The organism is Rhizobacter sp. Root1221 (assembly GCF_001425785.1).
Taxonomy (GTDB): Bacteria; Pseudomonadota; Gammaproteobacteria; order Burkholderiales; family Burkholderiaceae_C; genus Rhizobacter.
Genome location: NZ_LMDI01000041.1, coordinates 21,366 through 34,651, shown reverse-complemented (window position 1 = coordinate 34,651; position 13,286 = coordinate 21,366). Strand labels below are relative to the sequence as shown.

General features: G+C 62.3%; 27 protein-coding genes and 1 pseudogene. All 28 read left to right on the top strand.

Annotated elements, in window-relative coordinates:
• Window positions 1–98: pseudogene (locus ASC87_RS31060) on the top strand (elongation factor Tu); the annotation flags it as partial.
• 105 nt (window positions 99–203) lie between these two features.
• Window positions 204–515, top strand: coding sequence for a 30S ribosomal protein S10 (rpsJ, locus tag ASC87_RS23775; RefSeq protein ID WP_056668538.1), 312 nt, complete (start codon window positions 204–206; stop codon window positions 513–515).
• A 199-nt stretch (window positions 516–714) separates the two neighbouring features.
• Window positions 715–1,389, top strand: a complete 675-nt coding sequence (gene rplC / locus ASC87_RS23770; protein ID WP_056668535.1) for a 50S ribosomal protein L3 — start codon at window positions 715–717, stop codon at window positions 1,387–1,389.
• Window positions 1,389–2,009 carry a 50S ribosomal protein L4 gene (gene rplD, locus ASC87_RS23765; RefSeq protein WP_056668532.1) on the top strand — a complete coding sequence of 207 codons (621 nt, stop codon included), beginning with the start codon at window positions 1,389–1,391 and terminating at the stop codon, window positions 2,007–2,009. Before rplC ends, rplD begins: the two co-directional genes overlap by 1 nt.
• Window positions 2,006–2,320 (top strand): 50S ribosomal protein L23, encoded by a 315-nt coding sequence (gene rplW, locus ASC87_RS23760; protein ID WP_056668530.1) that lies wholly within the window; start codon window positions 2,006–2,008, stop codon window positions 2,318–2,320. Before rplD ends, rplW begins: the two co-directional genes overlap by 4 nt.
• On the top strand, window positions 2,320–3,144 hold the full coding sequence (gene rplB, locus ASC87_RS23755) for a 50S ribosomal protein L2 (protein WP_056668527.1): 825 nt from the start codon (window positions 2,320–2,322) through the stop codon (window positions 3,142–3,144). Before rplW ends, rplB begins: the two co-directional genes overlap by 1 nt.
• Before the next feature lie 12 nt (window positions 3,145–3,156).
• Window positions 3,157–3,432, top strand: coding sequence for a 30S ribosomal protein S19 (rpsS, locus tag ASC87_RS23750; protein ID WP_056668524.1), 276 nt, complete (start codon window positions 3,157–3,159; stop codon window positions 3,430–3,432).
• A gap of 9 nt (window positions 3,433–3,441) precedes the next feature.
• Window positions 3,442–3,771, top strand: coding sequence for a 50S ribosomal protein L22 (gene rplV, locus ASC87_RS23745; protein WP_056668521.1), 330 nt, complete (start codon window positions 3,442–3,444; stop codon window positions 3,769–3,771).
• A gap of 12 nt (window positions 3,772–3,783) precedes the next feature.
• Entirely contained in the window at window positions 3,784–4,659 is an 876-nt protein-coding gene (gene rpsC / locus ASC87_RS23740) for a 30S ribosomal protein S3 (RefSeq protein ID WP_056668518.1), read from the top strand.
• 2 nt (window positions 4,660–4,661) lie between these two features.
• The gene (gene rplP, locus ASC87_RS23735) at window positions 4,662–5,078 is read left to right on the top strand and encodes a 50S ribosomal protein L16 (protein WP_056668514.1); all 417 of its coding nucleotides are present in this window, start codon (window positions 4,662–4,664) and stop codon (window positions 5,076–5,078) included.
• An 18-nt stretch (window positions 5,079–5,096) separates the two neighbouring features.
• Window positions 5,097–5,297: a 50S ribosomal protein L29 gene (rpmC, locus tag ASC87_RS23730; protein ID WP_056668511.1), complete on the top strand. Its 201-nt coding sequence runs from the start codon at window positions 5,097–5,099 to the stop codon at window positions 5,295–5,297.
• Window positions 5,294–5,569: a 30S ribosomal protein S17 gene (gene rpsQ, locus ASC87_RS23725; protein WP_056668507.1), complete on the top strand. Its 276-nt coding sequence runs from the start codon at window positions 5,294–5,296 to the stop codon at window positions 5,567–5,569. Before rpmC ends, rpsQ begins: the two co-directional genes overlap by 4 nt.
• Before the next feature lie 120 nt (window positions 5,570–5,689).
• Window positions 5,690–6,205 (top strand): peroxiredoxin, encoded by a 516-nt coding sequence (locus tag ASC87_RS23720; RefSeq protein ID WP_056668543.1) that lies wholly within the window; start codon window positions 5,690–5,692, stop codon window positions 6,203–6,205.
• Between the two features lie 268 nt (window positions 6,206–6,473).
• Complete coding sequence (gene rplN / locus ASC87_RS23715; RefSeq protein ID WP_056668504.1) at window positions 6,474–6,842, top strand: 50S ribosomal protein L14; 369 nt, start codon at window positions 6,474–6,476, stop codon at window positions 6,840–6,842.
• Between the two features lie 46 nt (window positions 6,843–6,888).
• Complete coding sequence (gene rplX / locus ASC87_RS23710) at window positions 6,889–7,233, top strand: 50S ribosomal protein L24 (RefSeq protein ID WP_056668501.1); 345 nt, start codon at window positions 6,889–6,891, stop codon at window positions 7,231–7,233.
• A 10-nt stretch (window positions 7,234–7,243) separates the two neighbouring features.
• Window positions 7,244–7,783, top strand: coding sequence for a 50S ribosomal protein L5 (rplE, locus tag ASC87_RS23705; protein WP_056668498.1), 540 nt, complete (start codon window positions 7,244–7,246; stop codon window positions 7,781–7,783).
• Window positions 7,784–7,791: 8 nt separating this feature from the next.
• A complete protein-coding gene (gene rpsN / locus ASC87_RS23700) occupies window positions 7,792–8,097 on the top strand; it encodes a 30S ribosomal protein S14 (RefSeq protein ID WP_056668495.1) in 306 nt (101 codons plus the stop codon).
• A gap of 27 nt (window positions 8,098–8,124) precedes the next feature.
• Window positions 8,125–8,520 carry a 30S ribosomal protein S8 gene (gene rpsH / locus ASC87_RS23695; RefSeq protein WP_056668492.1) on the top strand — a complete coding sequence of 132 codons (396 nt, stop codon included), beginning with the start codon at window positions 8,125–8,127 and terminating at the stop codon, window positions 8,518–8,520.
• Between the two features lie 16 nt (window positions 8,521–8,536).
• Complete coding sequence (rplF, locus tag ASC87_RS23690) at window positions 8,537–9,070, top strand: 50S ribosomal protein L6 (RefSeq protein WP_056668489.1); 534 nt, start codon at window positions 8,537–8,539, stop codon at window positions 9,068–9,070.
• Between the two features lie 12 nt (window positions 9,071–9,082).
• Window positions 9,083–9,448, top strand: coding sequence for a 50S ribosomal protein L18 (gene rplR, locus ASC87_RS23685; RefSeq protein ID WP_056668486.1), 366 nt, complete (start codon window positions 9,083–9,085; stop codon window positions 9,446–9,448).
• An 11-nt stretch (window positions 9,449–9,459) separates the two neighbouring features.
• A complete protein-coding gene (gene rpsE / locus ASC87_RS23680) occupies window positions 9,460–9,978 on the top strand; it encodes a 30S ribosomal protein S5 (protein ID WP_056668484.1) in 519 nt (172 codons plus the stop codon).
• Window positions 9,979–10,000: 22 nt separating this feature from the next.
• On the top strand, window positions 10,001–10,201 hold the full coding sequence (rpmD, locus tag ASC87_RS23675) for a 50S ribosomal protein L30 (RefSeq protein WP_056668481.1): 201 nt from the start codon (window positions 10,001–10,003) through the stop codon (window positions 10,199–10,201).
• Between the two features lie 14 nt (window positions 10,202–10,215).
• Window positions 10,216–10,647, top strand: coding sequence for a 50S ribosomal protein L15 (gene rplO / locus ASC87_RS23670; RefSeq protein WP_056668479.1), 432 nt, complete (start codon window positions 10,216–10,218; stop codon window positions 10,645–10,647).
• Window positions 10,648–10,671: 24 nt separating this feature from the next.
• Window positions 10,672–11,982, top strand: coding sequence for a preprotein translocase subunit SecY (gene secY / locus ASC87_RS23665; protein ID WP_056668476.1), 1,311 nt, complete (start codon window positions 10,672–10,674; stop codon window positions 11,980–11,982).
• A gap of 61 nt (window positions 11,983–12,043) precedes the next feature.
• Window positions 12,044–12,262 carry a translation initiation factor IF-1 gene (infA, locus tag ASC87_RS23660; RefSeq protein WP_009855680.1) on the top strand — a complete coding sequence of 73 codons (219 nt, stop codon included), beginning with the start codon at window positions 12,044–12,046 and terminating at the stop codon, window positions 12,260–12,262.
• Between the two features lie 89 nt (window positions 12,263–12,351).
• Window positions 12,352–12,465: a 50S ribosomal protein L36 gene (gene rpmJ, locus ASC87_RS31055; protein WP_011830995.1), complete on the top strand. Its 114-nt coding sequence runs from the start codon at window positions 12,352–12,354 to the stop codon at window positions 12,463–12,465.
• A gap of 31 nt (window positions 12,466–12,496) precedes the next feature.
• Window positions 12,497–12,859, top strand: coding sequence for a 30S ribosomal protein S13 (gene rpsM, locus ASC87_RS23655; RefSeq protein ID WP_056668472.1), 363 nt, complete (start codon window positions 12,497–12,499; stop codon window positions 12,857–12,859).
• A gap of 17 nt (window positions 12,860–12,876) precedes the next feature.
• Complete coding sequence (rpsK, locus tag ASC87_RS23650; protein WP_056668469.1) at window positions 12,877–13,278, top strand: 30S ribosomal protein S11; 402 nt, start codon at window positions 12,877–12,879, stop codon at window positions 13,276–13,278.
• The last annotated feature ends 8 nt before the right edge of the window (window positions 13,279–13,286 follow it).

Here is a 13,286-nt window from a genome sequence, read left to right as displayed (position 1 = left end):
TGATCAACCCGATCGCGATGGAAGAAGGCCTGCGCTTCGCCATCCGTGAAGGTGGCCGCACCGTCGGCGCCGGCGTGGTTGCCAAGATCATCGCCTGATCGACTTTGTGTGATGGGGCCCTGCCGGCGGCGCTGCTGCCGGCTCCGGTCTTCTCATGGCGGTTCGCCTTGCTGGCGAACCGCATCGCTCTTTAAGGAAACATCATGCAAAAGCAAAAGATCCGCATCCGCCTGAAGGCATTCGACTACAAGCTGATCGACCAATCGGCCCTCGAAATCGTCGAAACCGCCAAGCGCACCGGCGCCATCGTCCGCGGTCCCGTGCCGCTGCCCACGCGCATGCAGCGTTTCGACATCCTGCGCTCGCCGCACGTCAACAAGACGTCGCGCGACCAGTTCGAGATCCGTACCCATCAGCGCCTGATGGACATCGTCGACCCCACCGACAAGACCGTGGACGCGCTGATGAAGCTCGACCTGCCGGCCGGCGTCGACGTCGAGATCAAGCTGCAGTAAGGCAGGTGCCCGCAGGGGGCGTGCGTTGCAATGCGCGCGCCATCTGCTACACTCGCAGGCTTTCCGCAATCCACGGGTGAAAACTCGTGGGTTGCGAAATCCATTTGGCGGATCCGCAAGGGTCACGCCATCAAGTCAGCCCGACCAATCGATGTCGGGTATGTGAAACAAAGGCTCCGCAAGGGGCTGGAGAAAAACCATGAGTCTTAGCAATCGTCTCGGATTGCTGGGCCGCAAGGTGGGCATGATGCGCATCTTCACGGACGACGGCGACGCCGTGCCTGTGACTGTGCTCGACGTGTCCAACAACCGCGTGACCCAGGTTAAAACCGCAGAGACCGACGGCTACGCTGCCGTCCAGGTGGCGTTCGGTGCCCGCAAGGCATCCCGCGTCAGCAAGCCGGAAGCCGGCCACCTCGCCAAGGCAGGTGTCGAAGCTGGCGAAGTCCTGAAGGAATTCCGTGTTGCGGCTGACGTCGCTGCCGGCTTCAAGCCGGGCGCACAGATCCCCGTGACCACGTTCGCCGTGGGCCAGCTCGTCGACGTGCAAGGCACCTCGATCGGCAAGGGCTTCACCGGCACGATCAAGCGTCACAACTTCGGCTCGCAGCGCGCGTCGCACGGCAACAGCCGTTCGCACAACGTGCCGGGCTCCATCTCGATGGCCCAGGATCCGGGTCGCGTGTTCCCGGGCAAGAAGATGTCTGGCCAGCGCGGTGACGTGACCAAGACCATCCAGAACCTCGACATCGTTCGCATCGACGAAGCCCGCCAGCTGCTGCTGGTGCGCGGCGCCGTGCCGGGTGCCAAGAACGGCCACGTCGTCGTCAGCCCCGCGGTCAAGGCCAAGGCCAAGAAAGAAGGAGCCAACTGATGCAGCTCGAGCTCCTGAACGAACAAGGTCAGGCTTCGTCGAAGGTCGATGCGCCGGACACCGTGTTCGGCCGTGACTACAACGAAGCGCTGGTCCACCAGGTCGTCGTTGCGTACCAGGCGAATGCTCGCCAAGGCACGCGCGCCCAGAAGGACCGCGAACAAGTCAAGCACAGCACGAAAAAGCCGTGGCGCCAAAAAGGCACGGGCCGCGCCCGCGCCGGTATGACGTCGTCGCCGCTGTGGCGTGGGGGTGGTCGGATTTTCCCGAACATGCCCGACGAAAACTTCTCGCAGAAGGTCAACAAGAAGATGTATCGCGCCGGCATGGCCGCGATCTTCTCGCAGCTGGCCCGCGAAGGCCGTCTGGCCGTGGTTGACTCGCTGACCATCGACGCGCCGAAGACCAAGCTGCTGGCCGCCAAGCTCAAGGCCATGGGCCTCGACTCGGTGCTGGTGATCGCCGACCAGCTCGACGACAACCTGCTGCTGGCTTCGCGCAACCTCGCCAACGTGCTGTTGGTCGAGCCGCGTTACGCCGATCCGCTGTCGCTCGTGCACTACAAGAAGGTGCTGGTGACCAAGGGTGCGATCGAGCAACTCAAGGAGATGCTGGGATGAGCACCGTGAAGCATGATGAGGGCCGTCTGGCCCAGGTGCTGGTGGCACCGATCGTTTCCGAAAAAGCCACTTCCGTTGCCGAGAAGAACAACCAGGTGTTGTTCAAGGTCCTGCGCGACGCGACCAAGCCTGAAATCAAGGCCGCCGTTGAACTGCTGTTCAAGGTCGAAGTCGAGTCCGTTCAGACCGTCGTGCAAAAGGGCAAGGTCAAGCGCTTCGGCCGTTCCATCGGCCGCCGCGACCACGTCAAGAAGGCGTACGTGTCGCTGAAGGCTGGCCAGGAGCTCAACTTCTCCGGGGAGGCCGCGTAATGGCCGTCATCAAAGTCAAACCGACGTCGCCCGGCCGCCGTGCCGTGGTGAAGGTGGTGCACAAGCACCTCCACAAGGGCAAGCCTGAAGCGTCGCTGCTGGAGCCGCAATTCCAGCACGCTGGCCGTAACAACAACGGTCACATCACGATCCGTCACAAGGGCGGTGGTCACAAGCACCACTACCGTGTCGTCGACTTCGTGCGCAACAAGGATGGCATCCCCGCGAAGGTCGAACGCATCGAGTACGACCCGAACCGCACGGCTCACATCGCGCTGGTGTGCTACGCCGACGGCGAGCGCCGCTACATCATCGCCCCGCGCGGTCTTGAAGTGGGTTCCACCGTCCTGAGCGGCGCCGAAGCGCCGATCAAGGCTGGCAACACGCTGCCGATCCGCAACATTCCGGTGGGTTCGATCATCCACTGCATCGAGCTGCTGCCTGGCAAGGGTGCCCAGATCGCGCGTTCGGCGGGCACGTCGACCACGCTGCTGGCCCGCGAAGGCACGTACGCCCAGGTTCGCCTGCGCTCGGGTGAGGTCCGCAAGATCCACATCGACTGCCGCGCCACCATCGGTGAAGTGTCGAACGAAGAGCACAGCCTGCGCCAATACGGCAAGGCCGGTGCCATCCGCTGGAAGGGCATCCGTCCGACGGTCCGTGGCGTTGCCATGAACCCGGTGGACCACCCGCACGGTGGTGGTGAAGGTCGTACCGGTGAAGGCCAAGCGCCTGTGTCGCCGTGGAACACCTTGACCAAGGGCTACCGCACTCGCAACAACAAGCGCACGCAGACGTTCATCGTTTCGCGTCGCAAGAAGTAAGGGGCCGCCACAATGACCCGTTCGCTCAAAAAAGGTCCGTTCGTCGACCACCACCTTCAGGCCAAGGTCGAGAAGGCAGTTGCGATCAAGGACAAGAAGCCGATCAAGACCTGGTCGCGCCGGTCGACCATCCTTCCCGATTTCATCGGTGTGACGATTGCCGTGCACAACGGCAAGCAACACGTCCCCGTGTACATCACCGACCAGATGGTCGGCCACAAGCTCGGTGAATTTGCGCTGACCCGCACGTTCAAGGGGCACCCGGCCGACAAGAAGGCCAAGAAATAAGGAATGACGATGGAAACCCGTTCAATCGTTCGCGGCGTCCGCCTCTCTGCCGACAAGGGTCGGCTGGTGGCTGACCTCGTCCGCGGCAAGAAGGTGGACCAGGCGCTCAACATCCTGACGTTCACCCCCAAGAAGGCTGCCGGCATCATCAAGAAGGCCTTGGAGTCCGCGATCGCCAACGCCGAGCACAACGACGGCGCCGACATCGATGAGCTCAAGATCAAGACGATCTTTGTGGAACAAGGTGCCACGCTGAAGCGTTTCTCTGCCCGTGCCAAAGGCCGCGGCAACCGCATCAGCAAGCCCACCGCCCACATCTACATCACCGTCGGCAACTGAGGCGCACAGACCATGGGACAAAAGATTCACCCAACCGGGTTCCGCCTGCCGGTGACGCGCAATTGGGCGTCGCGCTGGTATGCGTCGAACGCCAACTTCGCCACCATGCTGGCCGAAGACCTGAAGGTGCGCGAGTACCTGAAGGCCAAGCTCAAGAGCGCGGCCGTGTCGCGCATCCTGATCGAGCGCCCCGCCAAGAACGCCCGCATCACGATTTTCTCGGCACGTCCGGGCGTCGTGATCGGCAAGAAGGGCGAGGACATCGAAAACCTGAAGGCCGAACTGACCCGCCGCCTTGGCGTGCCGGTGGCTGTCAACATCGAAGAAGTGCGCAAGCCTGAAGTCGATGCACAGCTGATCGCCGACAGCATCACGCAGCAGCTGGAAAAGCGCATCATGTTCCGCCGCGCGATGAAGCGCGCCATGCAGAACGCGATGCGCCTGGGCGCCCAAGGCATCAAACTGATGTCGTCGGGCCGCCTGAACGGCATCGAAATCGCACGTTGCGAGTGGTACCGCGAAGGCCGCGTGCCCCTCCACACCCTGAAGGCTGACATCGACTACGGCTTCTCCGAAGCCAAGACGACGTACGGCATCATCGGTGTGAAGTGCTGGGTCTACCGCGGTGACCGCCTTGCCAACGGCGAAGCGCCTGGCATCGTGACGCCTCCGGGTGCCGAGGAAGATCGCCGCCCGCGCCGCAACGCGCGTCCTGGCGACCGTCCGGGCGCTCCGGGTGGCCGTGGCCGTCCTGGTGGCGACCGTGGTCCCCGTGATGGCGCAGCCCCCGCAGCTGCCGCTGGCGACGCGAAGACCGCCGCCGTGAAGCGCGTGCGCAAGGCCCCGGGCCCTGACGCTGCGCCTGGCGGCGAAGGCAAAGGAGAATAAGCATGCTGCAACCCGCACGCAGAAAATACCGCAAGGAACAGAAGGGTCGTAACACCGGCGTCGCCACCCGTGGCGCTGCCGTTTCGTTCGGCGACTTCGGCCTGAAGGCCACCGAGCGCGGCCGCATCACGGCCCGCCAGATCGAAGCAGCTCGTCGCGCGATTTCGCGTCACGTGAAGCGCGGCGGCCGCATCTGGATCCGCATCTTCCCGGACAAGCCCATCTCGCAGAAACCCGCCGAAGTCCGGATGGGTAACGGCAAGGGCAACCCGGAGTACTACGTCGCTGAAATTCAGCCCGGCAAGGTGCTCTACGAAATCAACGGCGTGCCTGAAGAGTTGGCTCGTGAGGCGTTCAAGCTGGCTTCGGCCAAGCTGCCGCTGAGCACGGTCTTCGTGTCCCGCCAAGTGGGCGCTTGAGCCCACACGGAGAACGACATGAAAGCATCTGAACTCCGCGCCAAGGACGTCGCTGGCCTCGAAAAGGAAGTCGCTGACCTCCTGAAGGCCCACTTCGGCCTGCGCATGCAGAAGGCCACGCAACAGCTGACCAACCACACGACGCTGGGCAACACCCGTCGTGACATCGCGCGCGCCAAGACCATCCTGGCCCAGAAGAAGAAGGAGGCCGCGAAATGAACGCCACGCAAGCCACTGAAAAGAACACGCGCACCCTGATCGGTCGCGTGGTCAGCGACAAGCGCAGCAAGACCATCACGGTCTTGATCGAGCGTCGCACGAAGCACGAGCTGTATGGCAAGATCGTTGCCAAGACCAGCAAGTACCACGCCCACGACGAAAAGGGCGAGTACAAGATGGGCGACGTCGTCGAGATCTCGGAATGCCGTCCGATCTCGAAGACGAAGGCCTGGACGGTCACCCGTCTGGTCGAGAAGGCCCGCGAGGTCTGATCGGCGCCGCGCTGCGGGAAACCTCTTCGAGGGGACTTCCGCGGCAAGCGGCATCATCACGGTCGGAACGCCGAGCAATCGGTGTCCGGCCGTTTTTCATTCTGGATCGAGGAGATCATCATGCTGAAAGTCGGAGACAAGCTGCCCGCGGGCGCGCTGCAGGAGTTCATCGAGGTCGAGGGCGATGGTTGCTCGCTTGGCCCCAACAGTTTCGACATTGAAAAGACCGCTGCCGGCAAGACCGTGGCCTTGTTTGCGCTGCCCGGCGCATTCACCCCCACCTGTTCTGCCCAGCACGTGCCGGGCTACATCCAGCGCGCCGCCGAATTGAAGGCCGCCGGTGTCGATGAGGTGTGGTGCGTCTCGGTCAACGACGCCTTCGTGATGGGCGCCTGGGGGCGCGAGCAGAAGGCCGCGGGCGCCGTGCGCATGATGGCCGACGGCAGCGCCGACTTCACGAAGGCCACCGGCCTGACGCTCGACCTGACCGCCCGCGGCATGGGCGTGCGTTCGCAACGCTACTCGGCGCTGGTGGTCGACGGCGTGGTGAAGACGCTCAACATCGAGGCCCCGGGCAAGTTCGAGGTGAGCGACGCCGACACGATCCTCAAGCAGGCCCGCGCCCTCAGGGCGTGACCTGGCGGCGGGCGCCCCTTGGCGCCTGCCCTCACATCGGATGCGAAAGAGTGTTGACATCTCTATCGCGCCGGTGCACAATCCAAAGCTTCGCCGAATTTCCGGCTGCATCAGTTGGGCTGCTGTACTTGCCCCACGCACGGTGCATGTCGGCGTCGGCTCCGCCCAAACAGTGATCCTCCTCGAGGTGATCTGACGGGCCCAAGACTGATCGCAGCGGCTTTCATGATGGTCATGAAAGCGTTTGTGGCCAAGTTGGGGACTGAACATGATTCAAATGCAATCGCGGCTTGATGTCGCGGACAACACTGGTGCGAAGTCCGTCATGTGCATCAAGGTGCTCGGCGGTTCCAAGCGTCGTTACGCCGGTATTGGCGACGTCATCAAGGTCAGCATCAAAGAAGCTGCGCCGCGTGGCCGCGTCAAGAAGGGCGAAATCTACAGCGCAGTGGTTGTGCGTACCGCCAAGGGCGTTCGCCGCCAGGATGGCTCGCTGGTGAAGTTCGACGGCAATGCCGCCGTTCTCCTCAACGCCAAGCTCGAGCCCATCGGCACCCGCATCTTCGGCCCGGTCACGCGTGAACTGCGTACCGAGCGCTTCATGAAGATCGTGTCGCTGGCCCCCGAGGTTCTCTAATTCGCCGGGCCTACAGGTCAGCATCGAGCCGGTTGAAGGACAGCTTATGAACAAGATTCGCAAAGGCGACCAAGTCATCGTGTTGACAGGTCGCGACAAAGGCAAGCGTGGCGCAGTCGTGCAACGCGTCGACGAAGATCGCATCGTCGTCGAGGGCGTGAACGTGGTGAAGAAGCACGTCAAGCCGAACCCCATGAAGGGTACGACCGGTGGCGTCGTCGACAAGACCTTGTCGATTCACCAGTCCAACGTCGCCATCTACAACCCGGCCACCGGCAAAGCCGACCGCGTCGGTTTCAAGTTGCTGAGCGACGCTGACCAGCAGTCCCGCAAGACGAAAGAGAAGGCGGTTCGCGTCTTCAAGTCGAGCGGCGAAGAAATCAAGGCATAAGAGGTCCGTCATGGCTCGTCTGCAACAGTTCTACCGCGACAAAGTGGTGGCCGACCTCACTGCGAAGTTCGGCTACAAGTCCAGCATGGAAGTGCCGCGCCTGACCAAGATCACGCTCAACATGGGTGTGAGCGAGGCGGTGTCGGACAAGAAGGTCATGGAACACGCCGTGAGCGACCTGACCAAGATCGCCGGCCAGAAGCCCGTGGTCACGAAGTCGAAGAAAGCCATTGCCGGCTTCAAGATTCGTGACGGCGTGCCCATCGGTTGCATGGTCACGCTGCGTGGCGTCCAGATGTACGAATTCCTGGACCGCTTCGTGACGATCGCCCTGCCGCGCGTTCGTGACTTCCGTGGTATCTCCGGTCGCTCGTTCGATGGCCGTGGCAACTACAACATCGGCGTCAAAGAACAGATCATCTTCCCCGAGATCGAGTACGACAAGGTGGATGCGCTGCGTGGTCTGAACATCAGCATCACGACGTCGGCGAAGAACGACGAGGAGTGCAAGGCACTGCTCGCGGCCTTCAAATTCCCGTTCAAGAACTGAGGCGGCCCATGGCTAAAACTTCCCTCATTCAGCGCGAAGAAAAGCGCGCCCAGCTGGTTGCCAAGTACGCCAAGAAGTACGCGGAACTCAAGGGCATCGCAAACGACGCCAAGAAGACCGACGAGGAGCGCTACGCTGCCCGTCTCGAGCTGCAGAAGCTGCCCCGCAATGCGTACCCCACCCGCCAGCGCAACCGCTGCGAACTGACCGGGCGTCCGCGCGGCACGTTCCGCAAGTTCGGCCTGGCCCGGAACAAGATCCGTGAACTCGCCTTCAAGGGCGACATTCCGGGTGTTGTCAAGGCCAGCTGGTAATCGGCACGACGATCAGGAGATATCCGTATGAGCATGAGTGATCCTATCGCCGATATGCTGACCCGCATCCGCAACGCACAAATGGTCCAGAAGGCCACGGTGCGTCTGCCGTCGTCGAAGCTGAAGGTGGCCATTGCCCAGGTCCTGAAGGACGAGGGTTACATCGAGAACTTCGCCGTGCGCGGTGAGCCCACCAAGCCCGAACTCGAAGTGGCGTTGAAGTACTACGCTGGCCGTCCGGTCATCGAGCGCATCGAGCGCGTGAGCCGTCCCGGCCTGCGCATCTACAAAGGCCGCCACGACATTCCGAACGTGATGAACGGTCTGGGTGTGGCCATCGTCACCACGCCAAAGGGCGTGATGACCGACCGCAAAGCACGCCAAGCCGGTATCGGCGGCGAAGTGCTTTGCTACGTCGCCTAAGGAAGGGGTAGAAAGAATGTCCCGCGTAGGAAAAATGCCGATCGTGCTGCCACAAGGTGTGGAAGTGACGATCACGGCTGAACAAATCATTGTCAAGGGTTCGGCTGGCACGCTCGTGCGCCCGGTCAACTCGCTGGTGACGGTCAAGAATGACAGTGGCAAGCTGCTGTTCGCGCCGGCCAACGACTCGGTGGAAGCCGATGCGTTGTCGGGCACGTACCGCGCCCTGGTGGCCAACATGGTCAACGGCGTGAGCAAGGGCTTCGAAAAGAAGCTGACGCTCGTCGGCGTGGGTTTCCGTGCTGCCGCCGCTGGTTCGAAGCTGAACCTGCAAATCGGTTTCTCGCATCCGGTCGCGAAAGACATGCCTGCTGGCGTGACGGTCGCCTGCCCGACGCAAACCGAAATCGTGATCAAGGGTTCCGACCGCCAGGTCGTGGGCCAGATCGCCGCCGAGGTCCGTGCGATCCGTCCTCCCGAGCCTTACAAGGGCAAGGGCATCCGCTACGCGGATGAAAAGGTCACGATCAAAGAGACCAAGAAGAAGTAAGGAGCGCATGACATGTTGAACAAAAAAGATCAGCGCGTTCGCCGCTCCCGCCAGACCCGTGCACGCATTGCCAAGCAACGCGTTGCCCGCCTGACCATCTTCCGCACGAACCTGCACATCTACGCCAGCGTCATCTCCGATGACGGCGCGCGCGTGCTGGCCAGCGCCTCCACCGCCGAAGCCGATGTCCGCAAGGAACTGGGCGCCGCCGGCAAGGGTGGCAACGTGGCCGCCGCCGTCGTGATCGGCAAGCGCATCGCCGAAAAGGCGAAAGCTGCCGGCGTCGAGAAGGTTGCATTCGACCGCGCAGGCTTTGCGTACCACGGCCGCGTCAAGGCCCTGGCCGACGCTGCCCGTGAAGCCGGTCTGCAGTTCTAAAGGAATTCGAAATGGCAAAGTTTCAACCCCGTGCCCAGACCGAAGGCAATGACGACGGCCTGAAGGAAAAGATGATCGCGGTGAACCGCGTCACCAAGGTGGTGAAGGGTGGTCGCACGCTGAGCTTCGCTGCGCTGACCGTGGTCGGTGACGGCGATGGCCGCATCGGCATGGGCAAGGGCAAGGCGAAGGAAGTTCCCGTCGCCGTGCAGAAGGCCATGGAATCGGCTCGCCGCAACCTGGTCAAGGTGTCGCTGAAGAACGGCACCATCCACCACAAGGTGGTCGGCGAGCACGGCGCTTCGCACGTCCTGATGATGCCCGCTCCCGAAGGTACCGGCATCATCGCCGGCGGCCCGATGCGCGCTGTCTTCGAAGTGATGGGCGTGACCGACATCGTTTGCAAGAGCCTCGGTTCGCCGAACCCGTACAACCTCGTTCGCGCCACGCTGAACGCGCTGAAGAACACGCACACCCCGGCGGACATCGCCGCCAAGCGTGGTCTGACGGTCGAAGAAATCATCGGCTGAGCGGCCCGTCCGGAGAATTGCAATGACTGACAAACAAAACGCCAAGAGCGGCGCCACCGTCAAGATCAAGCTGGTGCGCAGCATTGCGGGCACCCGCGAATCGCACCGTGCCACGGTGCGTGGTCTGGGCCTGCGCAAGCTCAACAGCGAATCTGAACTCGAAGACACGCCCGCCGTTCGCGGCATGATCAACAAGGTCTCGTACCTGGTCAAAGTGCTCTGAGCGGAGAAAAGAACATGGAACTCAATACCATCAAACCGGCAGCTGGCGCCAAGCACGCCAAGCGCCGTGTCGGTCGCGGGATCGGTTCGGGCCTGGGCAAGACCGCAGGTCGCGGCCACAAGGGTCAGAAGTCCCGTGCCGGTGGCTACCACAAGGTCGGCTTCGAAGGCGGTCAAATGCCGCTGCAGCGTCGTCTGCCGAAGCGTGGCTTCAAGTCGGCCTTGCTGAAGTACAACGCTGAAATCACGCTGGGCGACCTGGAAGCGCTGGGCCTCGACGAAGTCGACGTGCTCGTGCTGAAGCAGTCGAAGCTCGTGGGCGAGATCGCCAAGGTCGTCAAGGTCATCAAGACCGGTGAACTGACCAAGAAGGTCGTGCTCAAGGGCATCGGCGCCACCGCTGGCGCCAAGGCTGCCATCGAGGCCGTCGGCGGCTCGCTGGCTTAATCGCGTTCCACAGGACCTGCTTCAGTGGCAACCAACCCGAATCAGCTGGCCAAGAGTGGCAAGTTCGGCGACCTGCGTCGCCGGCTTGTGTTCTTGCTGCTCGCACTGGTGGTGTATCGCATCGGTGCGCACATCCCCGTGCCCGGCATCGATCCGGTCGCCCTGCAGCAGATGTTCAAAGGTCAGCAAGGCGGCATCCTGAGCCTGCTGAACGTGTTCTCCGGCGGTGCGTTGTCGCGCTTCACCGTCTTCGCGCTCGGGATCATGCCGTACATCTCGGCATCGATCATCATGCAGCTGATGGGCTATGTCGTGCCCAGCATCGAAGCGCTGAAGAAGGAAGGCGAAGCCGGCCGCCGCAAGATCACGAAGTACACGCGTTACGGCACGCTGGGCCTCGCGCTCTTCCAATCGCTGAGCATTGCGCTCGCGCTCGAAAGCTCGGCTGGCCTGGTGATCGAACCCGGTTTCGGCTTCCGCCTCACCGCGGTGGTCAGCCTGGTGGCCGGCACGATGTTCCTGATGTGGCTTGGTGAGCAGATCACCGAGCGTGGCCTCGGCAACGGCATCTCGATCCTGATCTTCGGTGGCATCGCAGCGGGTCTGCCTGGCGCCATCGGCGGGTTGTTCGAGCTGGTGCGCACGGGTGCAATGAGCTCGCCGGTGTTCCTGTTCATCGCGGTGCTGGTGGTGGCAGTGACCTATGCCGTGGTCTACGTGGAGCGCGGTCAACGCAAGATCCTCGTGAACTACGCGAAGCGCCAGGTGGGCAACAAGGTGTATGGCGGCCAGTCGTCGCACCTGCCGCTGAAGCTGAACATGTCGGGCGTGATCCCGCCGATCTTCGCGTCGTCGATCATCCTGCTGCCGGCCACCATCGTGGGTTGGTTCGCCACGGGCGACAGCCTTCGCTGGCTGAAGGACATCGCCGGCATGTTGTCGCCTGGCCAGCCGATCTACGTGATGCTGTACGCCGCCGCGATCGTGTTCTTCTGCTTCTTCTACACGGCCCTGGTGTTCAACAGCCGTGAGACCGCGGACAACCTGAAGAAGAGTGGTGCGTTCATCCCGGGCATCCGGCCGGGTGATCAGACCGCTCGCCACATTGACCGAATCCTTTCGCGCCTGACGTTGGCAGGTGCGGTGTACATCACGGCGGTTTGTCTGCTGCCTGAGTTCCTGGTGTTGAAGTACAACGTTCCCTTCTACTTCGGTGGCACGTCGCTGCTGATCCTGGTGGTGGTGACGATGGACTTCTGGGCTCAAGTGCAGTCGTACGTGATGAGCCAGCAGTATGAGTCTCTGCTGAAGAAGGCGAGTTTCAAGTCCAGCTGAGGGCCCGAGCCCTCGGACGGCAGTGAGCTGAACGAGTACCGACGAACACGAAGCTACCCGCATGGCGAAAGACGACGTCATTCAGATGCAAGGTGAGATTCTGGAGAATCTACCGAATGCGACGTTTCGTGTGAAGCTGGAAAATGGGCACGTGGTACTCGGTCATATCTCGGGAAAGATGCGGATGCACTACATCCGGATCCTGCCGGGCGACAAGGTCACGGTGGAATTGACACCGTACGATCTGAGCCGGGCGCGGATTGTGTTTCGGGCGAAGTGAGCCCCCAGGTGATCCGGTCGGGCTGGGTGCCTGTGGATCACGAGTATTGAATTGTTGAAGCGGTCTGAAAAAGGGCCTAGGAGAAGAGCATGAAAGTTGCTGCATCAGTCAAAAAGATGTGCCGGAACTGCAAAGTTATCCGTCGCAAGGGTGTGGTCCGCGTGATCTGCACCGATCCGCGCCACAAGCAGCGCCAAGGCTGATCGCCTTCGACATAGCGAATAGAGGACGCACATGGCACGTATTGCTGGTATCAACATTCCGCCCCAGAAGCACACCGAGATCGGTCTGACCGCCATCTACGGGATTGGCCGCACCACGGCGCAGAAGATCTGCACCCAATGTGGCGTTCCGTTCGAGCGCAAGGTCAAGGACCTGACCGACGGCGATCTGGAAAAGATCCGTGAAGAAATCGGTCGCATGACGATCGAGGGCGATCTGCGCCGCGAGATGTCCATCAACATCAAGCGCCTGATGGACCTCGGTTGCTACCGCGGTTTCCGCCACCGCCGTGGCCTGCCCGTTCGTGGCCAACGCACCAAGACGAATGCCCGCACCCGCAAGGGTCCGCGCAAGTCTGGCGTGGTCAAGAAGTGATTTGAGAGAAGGTCGATATGGCTAAAGCACCGAACACCGCCGCTCAACGCGTGCGCAAGAAAGTCCGCAAGAACGTTGCCGACGGCATTGCCCACGTTCACGCATCGTTCAACAACACGATCATCACGATCACCGACCGCCAAGGCGGCGCCCTGTCCTGGGCTTCCAGCGGTGGCCAAGGCTTCAAGGGCTCGCGCAAGTCGACCCCCTTCGCTGCCCAGGTGGCTGCCGAAGTGGCCGGTCGCGCCGCTCAGGAACAAGGCATCAAGAACCTCGACGTCAAGATCAAGGGCCCTGGCCCGGGTCGCGAGTCGTCGGTTCGCGCCCTGGCGTCGCTGGGCATCCGGATCAACTCGATCTCGGACGTGACCCCGGTTCCGCACAACGGCTGCCGTCCGCAAAAGCGTCGTCGCATCTGATCGTTCAG